Source organism: Sulfolobales archaeon (assembly GCA_038897115.1).
Lineage (GTDB): Archaea > Thermoproteota > Thermoprotei_A > Sulfolobales > AG1 > AG1.
Genome location: JAWAXC010000139.1, coordinates 1 through 4,643 on the forward strand (window position 1 = coordinate 1; position 4,643 = coordinate 4,643).

The 4,643-nt window shown below is 44.6% G+C and carries 6 protein-coding genes; 5 read left to right on the plus strand and 1 reads right to left on the minus strand.

Translation table 11 applies throughout. The annotated features are described in order from the left end of the window. A partial coding sequence (locus QXE01_11635; GenBank protein ID MEM4971888.1) for a hypothetical protein occupies nucleotides 1–792 on the minus strand: 792 nt, incomplete at its 3' end. A 219-nt stretch (nucleotides 793–1,011) separates the two neighbouring features. On the opposite strand from QXE01_11635, the gene QXE01_11640 reads away from it, so the two are divergent. The 5 genes from QXE01_11640 to QXE01_11660 form a co-directional block, all read left to right on the plus strand. After that, nucleotides 1,012–1,368, plus strand: coding sequence for a hypothetical protein (locus QXE01_11640; protein ID MEM4971889.1), 357 nt, complete (start codon nucleotides 1,012–1,014; stop codon nucleotides 1,366–1,368). Between the two features lies 1 nt (nucleotide 1,369). Next, nucleotides 1,370–2,410, plus strand: coding sequence for a type I-A CRISPR-associated protein Cas7/Csa2 (cas7a, locus tag QXE01_11645; GenBank protein MEM4971890.1), 1,041 nt, complete (start codon nucleotides 1,370–1,372; stop codon nucleotides 2,408–2,410). A gap of 33 nt (nucleotides 2,411–2,443) precedes the next feature. Further along, complete coding sequence (gene cas5a / locus QXE01_11650) at nucleotides 2,444–3,190, plus strand: type I-A CRISPR-associated protein Cas5a (protein MEM4971891.1); 747 nt, start codon at nucleotides 2,444–2,446, stop codon at nucleotides 3,188–3,190. Beyond that, a complete protein-coding gene (locus QXE01_11655; GenBank protein MEM4971892.1) occupies nucleotides 3,180–4,373 on the plus strand; it encodes a hypothetical protein in 1,194 nt (397 codons plus the stop codon). Before cas5a ends, QXE01_11655 begins: the two co-directional genes overlap by 11 nt. A gap of 60 nt (nucleotides 4,374–4,433) precedes the next feature. Continuing rightward, the coding region (locus tag QXE01_11660; GenBank protein MEM4971893.1) for a hypothetical protein at nucleotides 4,434–4,643 on the plus strand (210 nt) is incomplete at its 3' end.

Genomic DNA, 4,643 nt, shown 5'->3' on the forward strand with positions numbered 1-4,643 from the left:
AAACACACCCATGGCATAGATCCTCTTATCACCGGCTAGTCTAGACACTACAATGGGGTCAGGCGCATTGATATCCCTCCCAGCTATCTTGGTAAAAGCCTCGCGGATCTCAGGGATTCTCAGGAGTTTGAAGGTCTGGTCTAGCCTCTTAACGATTCCTATGAGCCTCCATATATAGGGCTCCCTCTCCCTATATAGCTTCTCGAAGGCCTCGCGATATTCCCTCCCAAAGATCTTTGCGAAAGCCACTTGCACAGGATAGATAGGCCCATCAATCAATATATTACCAGATCTCATGGTATTTAGCGCAGCATTCTCAAGCCTTAGCCTAAGCTCATCACTAATATTATCAGGTTTATAACCCTCATCATATGGAGAGCCCGAGGGACTCTCAACATATGCTATCCCCTCTAAAAGATCTTTAAGCGACTCAATAGCCTTTCTACCCATCTGAATAGCCAGGTAGGGCGTTCTAAGGCCTGTGGGAACCAGAATATGACGATCTAGATCCTTAGCATAACAAGCACCAATAAAGATCCGAATGCCAGGATAAGCTATAGACCTCGAAGAGCTATCTAAAAAACCCTGATAAGGAGTACCATCAACATTCTCCACAGCATACTCAGCAAGCCCAGAACCCAGTCCAAAACTCTCAAACACCTCAACAGAACCCACAAGCTCTTCAAACCCATCTATCCGGAGTTCCGGACCAAGATATACTAGCTCCTTCTCAGCTCTAGCCAGTATATCTACTAATCTATCGATATCTTCAAGGGGATTTGTTAGCTTCAAGATGTATTAACCATGTATATGTTATTATGTTAAATTATATATTTTGTTTCATAGTTATTTGCTTACAATCTATATTAATGTGGAAACTAGCATTACCGATATCATAGGGTTTAACGCGGATCACGATCTAGGCTTAGTATATTTTGATATAGACTAAGTATAATCCCTACGAGAATTAGCATTTATATATACTTCTAAGCTATAATTGACGGTGATTATATGCAGGAGCTTAAAATAAGCTCCCTAAGTGATGAGGAGAGGAGGGCATTGTTAAATATTGCTAGAGCCCTCTCGTACTTTGCTAGAGAGAGGGCCTACGGATATATAGATAGGATTGCAAACTCCTTCTCACAGGCAACTCTTAGGCATGTAATCTCAGAGGCCCTTAGAAGTCTTAAGAGTGAGAGGGATAGGGAGGGTGAGGGTGGAGAGCATAAGATCTTCATGCCAACGGCGAGCGATGTTGAGATCTTTCTAAGACTTGCCGAGAAAGATCTTAGTGTAGCTAAGATCGTGGCTTCCCTAGCTATTGCATATTCATGGAGCCCTCGAGAAGCTGGGGAGGGGGTGAGGTAAGATGGCTAGCATGTCTATAAGTCTTAGGGTTGAGGTTAATGCAGAGGCTTTCAACGCTGTGGAGACTGTTGGCAATCTAACTAAGCATAGAAGAGCTCCAATGGTGATCCCCAGTGATGGTGGTTATAGGCTTGTCTACGTTCCTGCTGTAAGCGGTGAATCTATTGCTAATGCGTATCAAAGAAATTTAGTTGATGCTGCTAAGGCAATCTATAAGTCTAATCCTCCCCTCACTCAGTGGGATCTTAGGTATGAGTTTGCTAAGTTCATGGATAATAATCATCTAACCCCAGCACTCTTGAAGATCGTCCAGTCAAAGCCGAAGGATGTTGTCGCTGCTAAGCATGAGTTTGAGAAGATAGCTATTAAAGAATCTATCGTAGCTGATGTAGCAGGGTTCCTCTATGCGGAGGAGACCCTGCCTGTTAAGAGAACATCTAGATTCTATACAGGATATATGCTCCCAACCTATGACTCTATAGAGGCAACAGCGATCGAGGCACAGTTCCATGCAAGGCACATGCCAGCGGAGACCGGGGCTGGCGGGCAGAGGGCTGCCCAGATGATCTACTATGTTGAGATAGCATCAGCCCTCTACGGGGTAACTGTATCCCTCGACTTAGATGGTATTGGTAGAACATCTCTGGTAAGGGTTGAGGATGCTGTAGATCCTAGTGAGAGGGCTAACAGAATCAAAGCTGCCCTAGCAGCCCTCCAAGGCCTCTTCCTAGGCTTCGGCTTTGGGGCTAAGCTTAGTAGGTTCACACCGGTTAAGAGAATAGTGTCTGGAGTAGCTATACTGACAAAGCCGATAGCAACTACAGCATCGCCAGCTCAGGTTCCAAGCTATATAGAGGATACAGAGGCAAAGGCGATTAAGCTTGCATCATCACTAAACAAGCTGGGGATCAATGTGAGCTACGATGTAATAGCCTATGGGGGGAAGCCGAAGGATAGCAAGACTAAGAGGGCTTCTACTCCTGAGGAGTTCTTCGAATATGTGATTGATAGCGCTCTTAGATTCTCAGGGATACAAACCTAGATAATATAATGAAATTGAAAGGGAGCTGGGATCTTGTACTATATCAAAGTGCTTATGAGGCTTTCATGGGGCTTTACAAGCAGAAAGCTATTTTCAAGCAAATCGAGAGAATCATATATAGTTCCACCACCAACCACGCTTATAGGAGCCCTTTCATATGGATATGCCAGGCTCAACAAGATCCCTGAGGAAGATGGGGGTCTAAGCTCTGCGGAGAGGATTAGAAGGCTTATCTACTCTGTCCATGAGAAGGTAAATGCACCTGTGATCCAATATGCAGATATATCTAAAATCTGGTGGTACAGGGCTAGGGAAGCGGCTGCAAAATACGACGCAGTGGCCCTGGGCAAGGCCTATAAAGGCTTGTTAGCCGGAAAACCAGATCTCGAGGTGCTATATATAGTGAGGGATCAGGATCAAGCGAGGGTTGTTGCATCATCTGCCCACTCTATAATAAGGATTGGGGGATCCTACGGACTCGTATCTGTCGAGAACGTCGAGTACGGATCTCTATCTTGTGCCTCTGAAGAAGAGGCGTCCACGCTATATTCATTCTGGGAAGACTTGATCCTTGATGGTTTACCCAGCGATATATTAGTTGAGGAGGTTATTGACTATAGAAAAACCTCGATCAGTGGTTATGTTGGTGTTAGCCTTAGAAGAAGGGTATATCCATATTCAAAGTCTTTGATGAAGCCTGTAGAAGTTAGGGTAAAGGTGGATCCTAAGAAAGCTATGATCTGTAGAGGGGGTGAGGAGGTGGTGGTTGTTGAGCGATGAACAGCTAATCATAGAGCTTCCACCTCCAGGAACATTGATCAGGGATCTAGCTCTCACAGCTATTAATATGATCGGGGCATTTGGAGAAGCCTCTATATCTCTTAGAGGTAACGAGGTTATAGTCTCGCATGGGGATATGACAACAGCCCTTGGTAGATTTTCTAATGAGGTATACCTCATTTACGGAGTGAAGAGCAAGGGAAGAAATTTTAGGTGGCCTTATCTACATGTGAATGATAAGGGAACCCTTAAAAAAATTATTCCTCAGAGCCAGCTAGATAAGATAGAGACCTATGGTGATGTAGCAGTATACTTTGTTAGAGAGATCCCAAGGATACTCGGCCAAGGGGGCAGGCTCTCAGTTAAGATAGGGAGAAACTCGATCCAGCTTGGCCAAGGCAAGCTCTCTATGTTCCAGCTCTTCAAGGTAGAGCTCTATGAAAAGGGCCTCTCATATAATATGCCATATCAACTGGATCTAGATGTTAGGATGGATGAGGCATGGACCTCTCTCCTCTTAGCGGGTTTTGCTGTATCCTATATGGGGATGAGGGCGAGTGATGGTGTTGTGCTATCAACAATACCCGAGATCTATGATCGATGTTCTCAAGATTCCTGGCTCGCTATAAACGTAGCTAGTGCTCTCTATAATGTTCCAACAAGCCCAGCAATACCCTATATATTGTATATATATACTACGGCGATCCTGTTAGAAGACCCTAGCGATAGGAAGAATATGTTTTCCGAGGTACCAGAGGGTCTTGCTCTCTTTGAGAGGCTTTTTGCAGATGAATGTAAGAACAGGTGGATTAGAGGTGTTGGATTAAGGATCCACAGGATCGCGCTGGCTGGAAGAACATTTACAGAAGTCTCAAGAGAAGATCTAACGATTGGGGGTGAGATTGCTAGATTAGCTAATCTATGTGATAAATCTGGGTGCGCATGTCTTCAGCAGGTGAGAGAAATTATTAGAAGGGGTTTAGGGGCTGAAGAACCTAAGATTCTCAATGCTCTCACGATGCTTTATGAAGCTCTCATAGGCTCCAAAGATCCGTCTGAGGCCTCGTACTATATAGCTAGGGCTATAAGGGATCAGGAAGAGAGGGAGGGGAGGCAGCTGATCAGCCCTTACTGCTTTAGAAGGCTTGTTGAGGTCTTAACTGGTTTTGCTATGCAATCCTGAGACACTCTATGGAGGTGAGATACTATAGCGCTGGAAGAGATATATAGAAGAACTGTTGAGATGGGCTTCTATAGTTCTCGAAACATTAGAAGCTTCATCGAATATTCCCTAGATCGTGTTGAAAACGCGCTTAAATATAGGAAGGTTGCTATTCTAAGGGCTCCTCCAGGTATTGGTAAGACAGCGGTTCCCATGACAATTCTACTGGCTATTCTAAGGGGTTATTTTCCATATGCTTCCTCTGTGATCCATGTTGCTCCTATGAGGAGC

Coding starts and splice junctions, on each gene's coding strand:
- QXE01_11640 (MEM4971889.1), top strand. CDS start 1,012: ATGCAGGAGCTTAAAATAAGCTCCCTAAGTGATGAGGAGAGGAGGGCA.
- cas7a (MEM4971890.1), top strand. CDS start 1,370: ATGGCTAGCATGTCTATAAGTCTTAGGGTTGAGGTTAATGCAGAGGCT.